Genomic DNA, 14930 nt, shown 5'->3' with positions numbered 1-14930 from the left:
AGGGGCGGATGAGGGTACGGGCAAAGCCTCGTGCAGTTGAACATTGCGAGGGCTTCGTCCCGTACCCTCACCCCAACCCCTCTCCCGACGGGAGAGGGGCTTTTATCTCCCCCCTCCCCGCACGCAACGGAAAATCCCATGACCACCCGCCGCTTCCTGCAACTGGACGTCTTCGCCCCGCGCCCCGGCACCGGCAATCCACTGGCCGTGGTGCTCGACGCCGAAGGCTTGGACGATGCCGCCATGCAGGCCATCGCCCGCTGGACCCGCCTGCCGGAAACCACCTTCGTCTTCGCCCCCACCGCGCCGGGCAGCAGCTACCGCATCCGCATGTTCGCGCCGCAGAAGGAAGTGCCGTTCGCCGGCCACCCCAGCGTCGGCAGCGCCCACGCGGTGCTCGAATGCGGGCAGGCCGCGCCGGTCGATGGCCTGCTGGTGCAGGACGGCATCGCCGGGCAACTGCCGTTGCGCGTGGATGAACGCGATGGCGTGCGCAGCATCGCCATCCGCACCCCGCGCGCGGCGGTGGCGGAAATCGTGGAAGCCGGCGACGCGCGCCTGCACCCGGCCATCGCCGGCTGGCCGCTGGGTCCGCTGCCGCCGGTGCTGATGGACGGCGGCCGCCGCTGGTGGCTGGTGGAACTGGCCGACGAGGCCGCGCTGCGCGCGCTGGCCCCGGACTGGGACGCCATCGCCACGCTGGCCGAGGCCTCCGGTGCGATGGGCGTGTTCGCCCATGCCCGCGCCAGCGGCCAGCCTTACGATCTGGCCGTGCGCGCCTTCGTCGGCAACGGTCGCCGCTTCGAGGACGCGGCTTCAGGCGCGGCCAACGCCGTGCTGGCCGCATGGCTGGACGAACGCAACGCCCTGCCCGGCAGCGGCAAGCGCTACACCGCCAGCCAGGGCCGCGAGGTCGGCCACGATGCGCTGCTGGAACTGCACATCGACGAACAGGGCGAAGTGTGGTCCGGCGGGCAGGTGCAGACGGTGATTCGCGGAACCATCGACTGGTAGGCCGGTCACAACGGGACTCCGCACTGTCCCGCAAGGAATTCCATGCACCGCTGGTTCCTGTTGCTGCTCCTGTTCTGCACGCCCGCCTTCGCCGCACCACCCGGACCAGCGCCGCCGCAGCGCATCCTGTTCGTCGGCAACAGCCTGACCTATGTCGGCAACCTGCCGGCCACGTTCGCCGCGATGGCCAATGCCAACGGGCATGCCGTCCACGCCGCGATGATCGTCGAAGGGGGGGCGACGCTCGACCAGCGCGTCGCCGATGGCTCCGTGCAACGGGCGCTGGCCGACTACAAGCCGGCGGTGCTCGTGCTGCAGGAACGCGGCGGCGACCTGCTGTGCATGCCTATGGAAGAGGCCTGCTTCCAGTCGGCCCAAGCGATACAGGCCCTCGCCCAAGCCGGCCGCACTGCCGGCGCCAGGGTGGTGCTGCTGGGCAGCTATCAGGCGCATCCACGCGCCTCGGCCGAACTGGTCGAGAAGGAAGCCGCCGCAGCGGAACAGGCCGGCATTGCCTACGTCGAGATTTCCGAGAGCCTGCGCCGGCTTTCCGGCGAAGCACCGGCGCTTGCGTGGTACCACGCCGATGGCATGCACCCCGGCCCGGCGCTGACCCTGCTGGATGCCATCCAGCTGCATCGCACGCTGTTCGGTGTGATTCCCGCGCAGGGCTTTGACGTTGCCGCGCCGATCTACACGACGAGCAGCGGGCTGCACGCCGAATTGCGCGAGGCCGATGCGGCGGCACCACGACCGGATACGCCGCAGGGCATCCACTACGACGGCACGATGCTCGGACAATTCAATTCGATGCTGGATTCCAGCGGCAAATAGCGTCGGGTAGATGCGGGGCTCGCCCCGCATGGGGCATTCCCGGGAAAGCCCGTGCCGGGCAAGCCCGGCACCTACGGGATCAGCGCGAGGCGCGCAGCGCCTGCTGCTCCACCAGCGTCAGCGCCACGTTGTCGCGCAGGTAGGCCGGCTGCACCAGTTCCGGGGCGATGCCTTCGCCGCGCATGAAAGCCGGCACCGCGATCTTCAGAACGTCCGCAGCGCGCGGCAGCGCCTGCACGTCGAGGGACGAGAGGCGTGATTGCAGGCGAGTGGCAAGCAGGCCCTCGGCGGCGGCGAAGCCGGTACCCACGCCGGCCCAGCGGCCGCCGTCGTCGGGCAGGTGCAGCGCCTCCGGGGCGATCACCACCTCGCCGCCCTGCACCTGCATCAGGCCGTCGGCGTCGCGCAGGCAGCGCGCGGCATAGACCTCGCCCATGCGCGCGTCGATGCAGGCCAGTACCTGCGTTGCATCCTCCGGCGCCTGCATCGCCAGCGTCCGCAGGGTGGATACCGGCAGCAGCGGGCGGTCCAGCGCCAAGGCGATGCCTTGGGCGATGGCGATGGCCAGGCGCACGCCGGTGAACGCGCCGGGGCCGCGGCCGAGGGCGATGGCATCCAGCTGCGCGCGGGCGATGCCGGCCTCGGCCAGCAACGCTTCGGCCCACGGCAGCATCAGTTCGGCATGCCTTCGCGGCGCCACCTCGAAGCGTTCCAGCACCTGCCCATCGACGTACAGGGCGACGGAGCAGGCTTCGGTGGCGGTTTCGAGGGCGAGCAGGTTCATGGGGCGCAATGCAGGAAAAACAGGGCGCAAGGGTAGCACCCTGCTTGCACTCCTCCCTTGCGGGAACAGGGGTAGGTCGGGGCTACGTCCCCGACGGTGCGGACAATCGGCGTCGGGGACGCAGCCCCGGCCTACGCCGACACCCTCACCCCTCTCCCGCAGGGAGAGGGGCATGGAAGAACTCGCGCACATCGGCCAACTCGCGGGTGCGCCGGAACGGCGGCAGCGAATCGAGGAACACGCGGCCGTAGCCGCGGCTGAGCAGGCGCGGATCGCACAGTACCAGCACGCCGCGGTCGCTCTCGCTGCGGATCAGCCGGCCCACGCCCTGCTTCAACGCGATCACCGCCTGCGGCAGTTGTTCGTCGCGGAACGGATTGCCGCCGGCGCGGCGGATGGCATCCAGCCGCGCCTCGTATACCGGGTCGTCCGGCGCGGCGAACGGCAGCTTGTCGATCACCACCACGCTCAGCGCGTCGCCGGCCACGTCCACGCCTTCGCGGAAGCTGGCCGAACCGAGCAGCACGCCATTGCCCGATTCGCGGAAGCGCTGCAGCAGGCTGGCGCGCGGCGCTTCGCCCTGCACGAACAGCGGCCACGGGCCACCACGCAGGGCCTCGGCCGCCTCGCGCAGCGCGCGGTGCGAGGCGAACAGCAGGAAGGCGCGGCCCTGCGAGGCCTCCAGCACCGGGCGCAGGGTGGCGATCAACGCCGCGCCAAAGCCGCGCGACGCCGGGTCCGGCAGGTTCTGCGGCAGGTAGCACAATGCCTGCCGCTGCCAGTCGAATGGGCTGGGCTGCACCAGCGTGTCCGGGTCGTCCAGCCCCAGCCGCGCGGCCAGATGCCCGAAACCGCCATCGACGGTGAGCGTGGCCGAGGTGAACACCCACGCCGCCTGCGAGCGCTGGCGGTGTTCGCGCAGCGGGCCTGACACGTCCAGCGGCGTGCGCTGGCAGCGGAAGCCGCGCGGGGTCAGTTCGTACCAGAGGACTTCAGGGAACGGGGAACCGGGCACGGGGAATGAAGCATCCGTGGACAACAACCACTCCGTTTCCTCCACTCCCTGTTCCCCGTTCCCCGTTCCCTGCCCTTCATCCAGCCAGCGCGCCAGCCGCGACGCGCCTTCGCGCGCCCGCGCATGGCAGGCATCCAGCCCCGGCGAGGCCTCGCGCACGCCGGCCAGCGCGTCGCGCAACTGCATCAGCGCCGCCGACAGCGCGTCGAAGCCATCGGCCACCGCCGGCAGCGCCAGTGCGCGCCATTGCGTGCCGCGCGGCGGCAATTGCTCCATCGCCGCGCGCAGCTCGCGCAGGGCCAGTTCCAGCGTCGCCGCCGGCTGCTGCAACGCCGCCTGCGCGCCGGCCACGCTGCGGCATTCGCCCAGGCAATCGCGCGCCAGCTCCTGCCACGGGCGCATGCCGAAACCTTCGCCGAAAAAGTTGGCGGCCAATTCCGGCAACTGGTGCGCCTCGTCGATGACGAACGCCTGCGCACCAGGCAATATCTCGCCGAAGCCCTCCTGCTTGAGCGCCAGGTCGGCCAGCAGCAGGTGGTGGTTGACCACGACGAGGTCGGCCTCCTGCGCGCGCTGCCGCGCCTGCACCACGAAGCAGTCGCTCCAGAACGGGCAATCGCTGCCGAGGCAGTTGTCCACGGTCGACGTGACCATCGGCAGCAGCGGCGAGTCGTCGGCCAGTCCGTCCAGTTCGGCGATGTCGCCATAGCGGGTGCGCCCGCTCCAGGCGACGATGCGCTGGAACTGCGCGGCCTGCTCGGGGGAATGGAAGCGCGGTTCGCCGCGCGCCTGGTCCAGCCGGTAGCGGCATAGGTAGTTGGCCCGCCCCTTCAGCAGGGCGCTGCGCAGACCGACGCCGAGCGCGGCGCGCACCCGCGGCAGGTCGCGGTGGTAGAGCTGGTCCTGCAACGCGCGGGTGCCGGTGCTGACGATGGTCTTCAGCCCGGACAGCAGCGCCGGCACCAGGTAGGCGAAGGTCTTGCCGGTGCCGGTGCCGGCCTCGGCCAGCAGCACGTCGCGCTGCTGCAGGGCGTCGGCGATCGCCTCGGCCAGCCGCAACTGCGCCGGGCGCGGGGTGAAGGCATCGAGCTGCGCGGCGAGCGCGCCGCCTTCGCTCAGGGCTTCACGGCTGGCGGCGGCTAGTTGCATGGGAAAACCGGGAACGGGGACTCGGGGAAACGGGAAGGAACGATCATCGGCGACCGCAGGGCCACGAGGCGAGCGATCGCTTCCATTCCCCGTTCCCTGTTCCCCATTCCCCGCCTTCGATCAATACCGGATGATCCCCGGCACGGTGCAGCCTTCGATCTGCGCATGCGCCGATGCCGCGTTTTCCTTCTCCGCACGCGCCAGGTGCGCCTGCTCGATGGTGGCCCAATGGCGGCGGCACAGCGGGCCGGTGCGCGAGCCCAGCGCCACCGCCTTGCGCGCCAGTGTTTCCGCGCGCGGCCAGTCACCCTGCAGCAGCGCGATTTCTGCGCGTTCCTGCAGCACCGCCGGGTCGCCATCCACCAGCAGCAATGCCTGGTTCAGCGCGTCGGCGGCACCGACCAGATCGCCGGCCTCGCGGTGGGCATTGGCGGTTTCGCGCAGGTCGTCCACCTGCGGGTCGCGCAGCGGCTGCACCGACAATTCCTTGTCGTCGGCGCCGGCCGCAGCCTGTACCGCGGCCAGCCGCTGCGCGGGCGGGGTGGCGTCCACTGCCGCCCGCGAGGCTGGCGGTGCGCTGGTGCAGGCGCTGAACAACAGGGAGACGGCCATGGCGGCCAGGGCGAAGCGGATCGGGGAAAAGGCGTTCATGCGGGCATTATCGCGTGGGCGCGTCTGAAGGCGGGGTGGACGCCGGTTCCGGTTGCTTGCGGTCCAGCCCGAACCAACTGCGCCAGCCACCGCTCTGCCGTGCTTCCTCCTCCGGCGCGGCCGGCGGCGCGCATGGCACGTAGGCCGGGGCGAAACCGGCCACGAATGGGAAGCGGCGCGCGCCGGGACAGTCCGCGTCGGTGCTGCCCACGCCTTCGGCGGCCACGTACTGCCAGTCCAGCCCCTTGTTGTTCACCCGCAGCGGCGCACTCGGCAGGCTGCGGAAGATGCCCGCCCACACCCGCATCGCGGCGGTGGCGCCGTACAGGCCGGCCTGCTCGTTCTGGTCGTTGCCCATCCAGATCACCGCCAGGTGGTCGCCGGTATAACCGGCGTACCAGCTGTCGCGGCCGTCGTTGGTGGTGCCGGTCTTGCCAGCCGGCTGCAACCGGCCCAGGCCATCGGCATTGAGCCCCGCCGCGGTACCGCTGGACACCACCTGCTGCAGCGCCACGCTGATCAGGTTGGCGGCGATCGAGTCGCCCTCCTGCGCCGGCGCCGGGTCCTTGTCGTAGCGCTTGAGCAGCTTGCCCTGCGCGTCGACCACGCCGCGCACCGCGTGCAATGGCTGGATTTCGCCGCCGGAGGCAAGGAACTGGTACAGCTGTGCCATGCCGTAGGGACTCTGGTCGGTCGAGCCGAGGATCACCGCCGGATTGGCCTCGGCCTTGAGCCCGGCCAGCACGTGGATCAGCTGGGTCAGCCGCTCGGGCCCGACCTGCATGCCCACCCGCACCGTGGCCTGATTGTAGGAACGGGCCAGCGCATCGACCAGCCGCACCGTGCCGTGGCTGCGGTTGTCGGCATTGCCCGGCGACCAGTTGCGGCCGCGGCCGAGCTTCACCGTGACCGGGGTGTCCTCGACCCATGACGCCAGCGACCAGCGGTCCGGCTGCGCCAGCGCCAGCAGGTAGACGAACGGCTTGAGCAGCGAGCCCACCGGGCGCTGCGCCTCGATGGCGCGGTTGAAGCCAGGCTCGGCGACGTCGCGGCTGCCGACCACGGCCAGCACGTCGCCGTTGTGCACGTCGGTCACCACCAGCCCGGCCTGCAGCTCGGGCCGGCGCTTGTTCTCCAGCGACTTGATGGTGCTGGCCACCGCGCCCTCGGCATAGGCCTGCGCCGACGGCGACATGCCGGTGAACACGTTCAGGCCGGCGCCCTGCAGCGCGCTTTCCGGGTAGTCGTGGCCGAGCTGGCGGCGCACCAGGTCGATGTAGGCAGGGAAACGGTTGGCAGCCACCAGCCCCGGCACCTTCGGCACGCCCAGCGGCGCCTTCAACGCACGCTGGTATTCGGCATCGTCGACCAGCCCGTTCTCGTGCAGCTTGCCCAGCACGAAGTTGCGCCGGTCCAGCGCGCGCTCGGGGTTGCGGCGCGGGTCGTAGTACGAGGGGCCCTTCACCAGCCCGATCAGCAACGCCACCTGCTCGGTGGTCAGCGAATCCAGGTCGCGCCCGAACCAGAACTCGGCGCCGGAGGCCACGCCGTGGATCGCCTGGCTGCCGCGCTGCCCGAGGTACACCTGGTTGAGGTAGGCCTCCAGGATCACCGGCTTGTCGTAGCGCGCCTCCATGATCAGCGCGTACAGCACCTCGTTGAACTTGCGGGTGACGGTCTGCTCCTTGCCGATGCCAAGCAGGCCGCTCCGCGCCAGCTGCTGGGTCAGCGTGCTCGCACCTTGGCGGACCTTGCCGCCGGAGCGCAGCGTCACCCACACCGCACGCGCGATGCCGCTCAGGTCGATGCCGTGGTGGCGGTTGAAATCCTTGTCCTCCACCGCCTGCAGGCCGGTGACCAGCAGCTCGGGCACCTCGGCGATGCGCACCAGCCGGCGCTCCTCCTGCTTCTGCCCGTACAGGGTGGCGATGCGCGCCGGGTCCAGCCGCGCCGTCTTCAGCGGCTTGCGCTCGGCGCCGTCGCGCAGCGAGGCCACCCGCCCGCCGGACACCGCCACTTCCACCTGCCGCGGCGCCACGCGGCCATCGACATCGACGTAGCCGCGGCTGGAGATGGTGAAGCGCCCCCCCTGCGCCAGGTAGGTGCCGGGACTCCTGCCGGTGCCGTCGTCGCGGTAGCCGGAAGCGGCCAGCTCGGTCTTCAGCGTGTCCACGTCCATCGCCACGCCCGGGGCCAGCACCAGCGGCCGTGCATAGACGCGGGTGGGGATCTGCCAGCGCAGTTGCCCGAAGCGCTGGGTCACCTGCGAGTTCAGGTAGACGGTATAGGGGATCAGGAAGCCCAGCCCGAGGGCAACGGCGGCCATGCCCCAGGTGATCGACCGGTTGCGCCAGAGCGCGCGGCGGTCGCTGGTATCGTCGTCCAGTTCGTCGGAATCGTAGCGTCGCGGCACGGGGATGCGAGAATGTAGGTTCAGGCGAGTCTAACGCAGCCCCGCGCCCCGGCAGGGCCGCACGCCCTCCCCCGCTTAAGCTGGAGTTCCACCGGAATGTCGATGTCGCTGGCCGACGCGCGCTACCACCTCGACCGCGTCACCGGCCTGATCCGCCGCAGCCTGTCCAGCCTGCACACCCGCGGCTGGCGCGCCACCCTGCACCGGATCGGCGTGCACCTGCGACGGCAGCCGCCGCCGCGCCGTGAACCGCTGTTCGTCCCGGCCGCCACCCCGTTCGCGCCTTTTGCCGTGCCTGCCAGCGAGCGGCCGCAGGCCAGCATCGTCATCCCGGTCTACAACCAGTGCCGGCACACGCTGGCCTGCCTGCGCGCGCTGGCGGCCTACCCGCCGGCGGCGGCCTGCGAGGTCCTCGTGATCGACGACGGCAGCAGCGACCAGACCGCGCAATGGCTGCCGCAGGTCGAGGGCCTGCGCTACCACGTGCGGGAGCGCAACGGCGGCTTCATCGCCGCCTGCAACGACGGCCTGCAACTGGCACGCGGCGACTACGTGGTGCTGCTGAACAACGACACGGTGCCGCAGCCGGGCTGGCTGGACGCGCTGCTGGACACCTTCGCAAGCGTGCCCGACGCCGGGCTGGTCGGCGCGCAGCTGCTGTACCCGGACGGGCGCCTGCAGGAATCGGGCGGCGTGGTGTTCGCCGACGGCAGCTGCTGGAGCTACGGCCGCTTCGAATCGGCCGAGGACCCGCGCTACGCCAGCCTGCGCGACGCCGACTACTGTTCCGGCGCGGCGCTGGCGATCCCGCGCGCGCTGTTCGCCGGACTGGGCGGCTTCGACACGCGCTACGCGCCGGCCTATTACGAGGACACCGACCTGGCGTTCCAGGTTCGTGCCAGCGGCCGCCGGGTGCTGGTGCAGCCGGCCAGCCGCGTGGTGCACGACGAGGGCACCAGCAACGGCACCGACACCAACAGCGGCGTCAAGGCCTGGCAGGTCCGCAACCGGCAGGTGTTCGCCGACAAGTGGCATGACGCGCTGGCGCGGCAACTGCCGGTAGGCAGCGTGCCCTCGCCCGCGCGGCTGCATCGCGGCCAGCGGCAGGTCCTGATCGTCGACGAAGTGGTGCCGCAGCCCGACCGCGATTCGGCCTCGCTGCGCCAGTTCAACCTGATCCGCATGCTGCTGGCCGGCGGCGCGCACGTGGTGTTCCTGCCCACCCGCGGCCTGCATGGCGGCGCGGCCACCGAGGCCCTGCAGGCGCTGGGCGTGGAGGTATGGCATGCGCCGTTCCTCGGCGGCGTGGGCCGTTGGCTGCGCACGCACGGCCACCGTTTCCACGTAGCGATGCTGGTGCGCCACCACGTCGCCCGCGAATGCCTGCCGCTGCTGCGCCGGCATGTGCCGCAGGCGCGCATCGTGTTCGACACGGTGGACCTGCATTACCTGCGCGAACGTCGTGGCGCCGAACTGGCTGGCGACCCGCGTCTGCTGCGCGCCGCCGAGCGCACCCGCACCAGCGAACTGGCGGTGATGGCGGCCACCGACGTCACCCTGCTGGTCAGTGCCGCGGAGAAGGAGCAGCTTGCGGTCGATGCGCCACGGGTCGAGGTGGAGCTGCTGTCCAACCTGCACGAAGTGGCCGGCCACGGCCGCGACTGGGCGCAGCGGCACGACCTGGTGTTCGTCGGCGGCTTCCGCCACCCGCCGAACCTCGATGCGATGCAATGGTTCATCGGCGAGGTGTTCCCGCTGGTCCGCGCACGGCTGCCGGACATCCGCTTCCACTGCATCGGCGCCGACGTACCCGACGGGTTGCAGGCACTGGCGGCCACCCGACCGGGCGTGCAGGTGCACGGCTACGTGCCGGACGTGGTGCCGTGGATGGAGGGCTGCCGCATCGCGGTGGCACCGCTGCGCTTCGGCGCGGGGGTGAAGGGCAAGATCAACCTGAGCATGGCCCATGGCCAGCCGGTGGTGGCCACCGCCTGCGCGGTGGAGGGCATGTACCTGCACGACGGGCAGGACGTGCTGGTCGCCGGCGACGCCGAGGCGTTCGCCGATGCGGTGGTGCGGCTGCATGACGACGAAGCCTTGTGGCGGCAGCTGTCCGGCAACGGCCTGCGCAACATCGCCCGGCACTTCTCGATGGAGGCCGCGCGCGACACCGTGGCGCGGGTGTTCCTGAACTAGCGCCCCGCGCTGCGCAGGCGTTCGGCGAAGGCCGGCAGCTCCGGCGTCGCCGGGTCCAGTCCGCGCGCCTGTTCCAGCGCCCTTGCCGCGAACCCGACATCGCCCGCCCCCAGCCGCTCGCTGCCGACCGCAAGCCAGCGCTGGGCAAGGCGGCGGCGCGCGGCGGGCAGGCCGTCGTCCCCCGCGGCCAGGGCCTGCCACGCATCCAGGCAGGCACGTGCGGCCTGCAGGCGGTTGCCGCGCAGGTTCTCGTCCAGGCACCCGCGCGCGGCCGGCAGCAGCCGGGCGCCGGCCTGCCTGATCCGCGCGTCGTCCGGCGCCAGCGCCTGCGCCGCCTTGAAATGGTCGTAGGCGCTGGCGCCGGGCGGCAGCAGCCATTGTCCCCGTGCTTCGGCCGCCGCCATCCGCGCCAGCAGGGCCTTGACCCGGCGTTCGCGCTCGGCCGGGGACAGCGCCGGGTCCATCGCCCGCGCCGCCGTGCGCGCGCGCTGCAGGGCCAGCCCGGCCGCGACGACTTCGGGACACTCCGGCGCCAGTTCGCGTGCCCGCGCCAACGCCCGTTCGGCCGCGTCGAAATGGAAATCGCCGGCCAGCCGGCCCGCCTCGCGCGCCTGTGCCTGCGCGACCCGTTGCAGGCCCTGCCGTGCGGCGGGGTCCTCGCCCACCGCCAGCAGTTGCCCGAAGCCTTCGGCCGCCTTGTCCAGCTGCCCCTGCGCAAGGTCGCGCTCGGCCCGGCGGCGGCGCTGCTCCAGCGCGGCATTCAACGCCGAACGCGCGGCCGGCAGTTCGGAATGGCCGGCGTCGTAATGCTCCACCTGTTGCAGGCGCCGCGCGGCCTGTTGCAGGCGGCCACGCGCGGCATCGTCGGTGGCCGCGGCCAGCAGTTCGGACAACGCGGCGTCGCGCCCTTCCAGCGCGCGCATCTGGTCCGGCTGCAGCGCCAGCACCTGCTGGTACAGCGGCAGGGCGCTGTCCGGCCCGTCGTCCAGATGGCCCTGCGCCTGCGCCTGGTCCGCGCGCTGCAGCAACTGCAGGAAGCCGCCACGGCCCTGCACGCCGGCCTGCAACTGCGCGGCGATGGCGTCGATGTCGGTGCGCGGCATCTGCAGGTCGCGCGCCAGCGCCAGTGCTTCGCGTGCCGCCTCGGCCTCGCCTGCCGCCAGCTGCCGGCGTGCCTGCGCCAGCGCCGCATGGCCGGTGGCGACCAGCGCGTCGCGCACGTCGCGGCGGTCGGGGTCGAGCGCGGCGGCGGCCTCGAAACGCTCGCGCGCGCCGCTGCCGTCGGCCGCGCTCAGGCGCCCTTCGCGCAGGGCCTGGCGGCCGTCGTCCAGCAGTTGCTGGATACGCGGCTCCGGCCAGAAACGCTCGGCCAGCGGCTGCCGGAACAACGCCAGCAGCAGCGCCAGCCCGGTCACGCCGATGGCGATCGCCCGCCATGCGCGCGGGCTGTTCCAGCCGCGCGCCACCCACCAGCGCGCATACAGGCGCAGGCGTTCGGCGAGCTTTTTCATCCGCGTCCGTTGCATCGTCCCGCATCCGTCCCGGCGGCCTGCGCCCGTCAGCCCATGCGCCGGGCCTCGTCCACGCCGGGCAAGGCGTCCATCTTGCCCAGCAGCGTGGAGAGCTGGCCGTAGTCGTTGACCTTCAGCCGCAGGCGCAGTTGCACGCGGCCGCTGTCGCGCAGGGTGTCGCTGTTGATGTTGAGCACATAGGCGTCCTCCTGCGCGATCAGGTTGGTGATGTCCTTCAGCAGCCAGCGCCGGTCCACCGCGCGGACCATCACGTCCACCTCGTAGCCGGAGCCGGCGCGGCCCCACTCCACCGGCAGCACGCGCTCGGGATGGGCGGCCGACAGCCGCGCCAGCGCGGCGCAATCGCTGCGGTGCACGGTGACGCCACGGGTGCGGGTGAGGTAGCCGGCGATCGGCTCGCCGGACACCGGCCGGCAGCAGCGCGCCAGCTGCACCAGCAGGTTGCCCACGCCCTGCACGGTGAAATCGGACTTGCCGATGCCGTCGCGGCGCGCGGTCGGGCGCGGCAGCGGCGGCGTGGCCGGCGCCGGCTGGTTCTTCTCCTTCTCCGCCTCCAGCAGCGCGCGGCTGACCTGGCTGGGGCCGGTGTCGCCGAGCGCGACCTGGATGTACAGGTCGTCGACGCTGTCGGCGTGGAAGCGCCTGGCCGCCACCATCAGGTCGGCTTGCTGCAGGCCCAGCCGCTTGAGCTCGCGGTCGAGCAGTTCGCGCCCGGCCTGCACGTTGCGCGCGCGGTCGAGCTTGTGGAACCAGGTGCGCACCTTCTCGCGCGAGCGGCTGCTGGCGAGGAAACCGTTGGCCGGCAGCAGCCAGTCGCGGCGCGGGTCGGCCTCCTTGGCGGTGAGGATTTCCACGCGGTCGCCGCTGCGCAGGCGGTAGGCCAGCGGCACGATGCGGCCATTGACCTTCGCCCCGCGGCAGCGGTGCCCGACCATCGTGTGCACGTGGTAGGCGAAGTCCAGCGGCGTGGCACCGGCCGGCAGGTCCATCACCTCGCCCTTGGGGCTGAGCGCGTAGACCCGGTCCTCGATCAGCTCGGCATCCAGCGCGCCGGCCAGGTCCTCGGGGCCGGTCGCGTCCTGCGCCTGCTCCAGCAGCTGCCGCATCCAGGTGATCTTGCGGTCGAACGACTTCTCCGCGCCCTTGCCGCCCTCCTTGTATTTCCAGTGCGCGGCCACGCCCAGCTCGGCCTGCGCGTGCATCTCGTGGGTGCGGATCTGCACTTCCACTGTGCGCCCTTCCGGGCCGATCACCGCGGTGTGCAGCGAGCGGTAGTCGTTGGCCTTGGGCCGGGCGATGTAGTCGTCGAACTCGCTGGGGATCGGCGTCCACAGGGCGTGCACGATGCCCAGCGCGGCGTAGCAGGCGGCGACGTCGTCCACCATCACCCGCACCGCGCGCAGGTCGTAGAGCTGCTCGAAGGCCAGCTGCTTTTTCTGCATCTTCCGCCAGATGCTGTAGATGTGCTTGGGCCGGCCGCTGACCTCGGCGCGGATGCCGTGCGTAGCCAGCGCCGCCGACAGCTTGCGCTTGACCGCCTCGACGTAGCGCTCGCGGGCGACGCGGGTCTCGTCCACCTCGCGGGCGATGTGGCGGTAGGTATCCGCGTCGAGGAAGCGGAACGCGAGGTCCTCCAGCTCCCATTTCAACTGCCAGATGCCCAGCCGGTTGGCCAGCGGCGCATGGATGTCGCGGGTCAGCTGCGCCAGCGCGCGGCGCTGCTCCTCGGGCAGCCGGTCGGCCGCGCGCATGCAGGCCAGCTGCCGCGCCAGCAGGATCGGCACCACCCGCAGGTCGTGGACGATGGACAGCAGCAGCCGGCGCAGGCCCTCGCTGTTGCGCCCGGCCTCGCGCCCGGCGTGCAGCGCCCACACCTGGTCGGCGGCGTCCTGCCCGTCCAGCAGGCCGCGCACCGCGGCGGCGGCGTTGCCCAGCGGCAACTCCGGCAGGCGCGCGCGCAACCCCGGCAGGTCGAACAGCAGCGCGGCCACCACCACCGCCTCGTCGGCAGACAGCAGCGCCAGCGAATCCAGGGTGTCGGCCAGCACCGGCCACGGCAGCCGCGGCGGCGCGGCGGCATCGGGCGGTTGCCAGGCATCCAGCAGGGCCTGCCGCACTGGCCCGGACAACGCGCCGCAGGAGGGACGTTGCAGCAGGGCATCCAGGCCGGAAAGGGAAGAGCGTGTCACGGCAGTCAATCGCGGGCGGTTGCCCCTACACTAGCGCCCAACCCTCACCGGGAACAATCGTCCATGATGACCGCACGCCTGTCGTTTCCGTTCGCCGCCCTGCTCCTGCTCGCCCTGGTTTCCGACGCCCACGCGCAGCGCGTGGTGGAAGGCGACCTGCAACGGCAGATGACCGCCGGGGAATTCAAGGCCGCCGGGCTGGACAAGCTGAGCCCGGAGGAACTGGCCGCGCTCAACGCCTGGCTGCAGGGCAAGGTGCAGCAGGCCACCGCCAGCGCGGTCGAACAGGCGCGCGAGGAAGGCCGGCAGGAAGTGATCGTCAAGAACCGTGGCTTCTTCGACTTTGGTTCCAGCGAACCGATCGAGGCGGCGCTGGTCGGCGAGTTCACCGGCTTCGGCAAGGGCCGCCAGTACACACTGGACAACGGCCAGCTGTGGGAACAGACCGACGATGCGCGGGTAGCCGGCGTGCGCAGGCAGGCACCGAAGGTGAAGATCACGCCGGGGCTGATGGGCGTGTGGTACCTGCAGGTCGAGGGCCTCAATACCCGCGCCAAGGTCCGCCGCAGCAAATGAACCGGCGCCTCCCGATCCTCGCGTTCGCCATGCTGATGCTGCTGCCGGGCCTGGCTGCGGCACAGGTGTACAAGTGCAAGGGCAAGTCCGGGGAGACCGTGTATTCGGAGTTCCCCTGCGACGCCAGTGCGCAGCCGATGAAGCTGCGCGATGATCCCGTCGCCGCCGCGGCGGCGACGGTGGCGGACGGCACCGGAACGCCCGCGCCCCAGGAAAACAATGTCTCCGCCCCCACCACTGGTGAGGTCGACCGCAGCGCCGAACGCGAGTGCGTCGCCAATGCCACCGCCTCCATTTACGGCCCGTCCAACGACCGCGTGGCCGCGCACCAGCAGCAGATGGCGATGCTCAACGAGCAGTTGGCAGGCGCCGACGCGCAGCACAGCCAGGCATTGCGCGCCCGCATGGCCACGCTGCGGCAGGCCATCACCCGCGAGCACGCCAACGCGAACACCCTGGTCAACGCGGCGCGGCGGCGCTGCATCGAGCAATACCGCACGACACCGTAGGCACGGGGCGAGCCCGCCACCGCATCATTTGGCGTAGATGCGGGGCTTGCCCCGCATGGGCTTTCCCA

At 71.7% G+C, this 14930-nt stretch carries 11 protein-coding genes; 5 read left to right on the top strand and 6 right to left on the bottom strand.

Features of this window, described 5'->3' with window-relative positions:
• The first annotated feature begins 138 nt into the window (after nucleotides 1-138).
• Together ABB34_RS12885 and ABB34_RS12880 are read left to right on the top strand one after the other, a co-directional pair.
• Nucleotides 139-1014, top strand: coding sequence for a PhzF family phenazine biosynthesis protein (locus ABB34_RS12885; protein ID WP_057641732.1), 876 nt, complete (start codon nucleotides 139-141; stop codon nucleotides 1012-1014).
• A gap of 42 nt (nucleotides 1015-1056) precedes the next feature.
• Nucleotides 1057-1848, top strand: a complete 792-nt coding sequence (locus tag ABB34_RS12880; protein WP_057641731.1) for a hypothetical protein — start codon at nucleotides 1057-1059, stop codon at nucleotides 1846-1848.
• A 79-nt stretch (nucleotides 1849-1927) separates the two neighbouring features.
• Here the strand turns inward: ABB34_RS12880 and tsaB are convergent, their stop codons facing one another.
• The 4 genes from tsaB to mrcB all read right to left on the bottom strand — a co-directional run bounded on the left by tsaB (nucleotide 1928) and on the right by mrcB (nucleotide 7860).
• The gene (gene tsaB, locus ABB34_RS12875; RefSeq protein WP_057641730.1) at nucleotides 1928-2632 is read right to left on the bottom strand and encodes a tRNA (adenosine(37)-N6)-threonylcarbamoyltransferase complex dimerization subunit type 1 TsaB; all 705 of its coding nucleotides are present in this window, start codon (nucleotides 2630-2632) and stop codon (nucleotides 1928-1930) included.
• Between the two features lie 145 nt (nucleotides 2633-2777).
• Complete coding sequence (gene yoaA / locus ABB34_RS12870; RefSeq protein WP_057641729.1) at nucleotides 2778-4796, bottom strand: DNA repair helicase YoaA; 2019 nt, start codon at nucleotides 4794-4796, stop codon at nucleotides 2778-2780.
• 120 nt (nucleotides 4797-4916) lie between these two features.
• Entirely contained in the window at nucleotides 4917-5447 is a 531-nt protein-coding gene (locus ABB34_RS12865) for a hypothetical protein (RefSeq protein ID WP_057641728.1), read from the bottom strand.
• A gap of 7 nt (nucleotides 5448-5454) precedes the next feature.
• Nucleotides 5455-7860: a penicillin-binding protein 1B gene (mrcB, locus tag ABB34_RS12860; RefSeq protein WP_057641727.1), complete on the bottom strand. Its 2406-nt coding sequence runs from the start codon at nucleotides 7858-7860 to the stop codon at nucleotides 5455-5457.
• 96 nt (nucleotides 7861-7956) lie between these two features.
• On the opposite strand from mrcB, the gene ABB34_RS12855 reads away from it, so the two are divergent.
• The gene (locus ABB34_RS12855; protein WP_057641726.1) at nucleotides 7957-10056 is read left to right on the top strand and encodes a glycosyltransferase; all 2100 of its coding nucleotides are present in this window, start codon (nucleotides 7957-7959) and stop codon (nucleotides 10054-10056) included.
• Here the strand turns inward: ABB34_RS12855 and ABB34_RS12850 are convergent.
• Complete coding sequence (locus ABB34_RS12850) at nucleotides 10053-11567, bottom strand: hypothetical protein (protein ID WP_245625449.1); 1515 nt, start codon at nucleotides 11565-11567, stop codon at nucleotides 10053-10055. The two genes, ABB34_RS12855 and ABB34_RS12850, sit on opposite strands and share 4 nt — an antisense overlap.
• A 47-nt stretch (nucleotides 11568-11614) precedes the next feature.
• Complete coding sequence (locus ABB34_RS12845) at nucleotides 11615-13777, bottom strand: RelA/SpoT family protein (protein ID WP_057641724.1); 2163 nt, start codon at nucleotides 13775-13777, stop codon at nucleotides 11615-11617.
• A 63-nt stretch (nucleotides 13778-13840) separates the two neighbouring features.
• Here ABB34_RS12845 and ABB34_RS12840 point away from each other — a divergent pair, with 63 nt between their 5' ends.
• Together ABB34_RS12840 and ABB34_RS12835 are read left to right on the top strand one after the other, a co-directional pair.
• Nucleotides 13841-14353 carry a hypothetical protein gene (locus tag ABB34_RS12840; RefSeq protein WP_057641723.1) on the top strand — a complete coding sequence of 171 codons (513 nt, stop codon included), beginning with the start codon at nucleotides 13841-13843 and terminating at the stop codon, nucleotides 14351-14353.
• Complete coding sequence (locus ABB34_RS12835; protein WP_057641722.1) at nucleotides 14350-14862, top strand: DUF4124 domain-containing protein; 513 nt, start codon at nucleotides 14350-14352, stop codon at nucleotides 14860-14862. The genes ABB34_RS12840 and ABB34_RS12835 overlap by 4 nt, the downstream gene beginning before the upstream one ends.
• The last annotated feature ends 68 nt before the right edge of the window (nucleotides 14863-14930 follow it).

The organism is Stenotrophomonas daejeonensis, assembly GCF_001431505.1.
In the GTDB taxonomy this organism is placed as follows: domain Bacteria; phylum Pseudomonadota; class Gammaproteobacteria; order Xanthomonadales; family Xanthomonadaceae; genus Stenotrophomonas; species Stenotrophomonas daejeonensis.
Note: the sequence above shows the minus strand (reverse complement) of the source record. Positions and strands in the feature narration are given on the sequence as shown.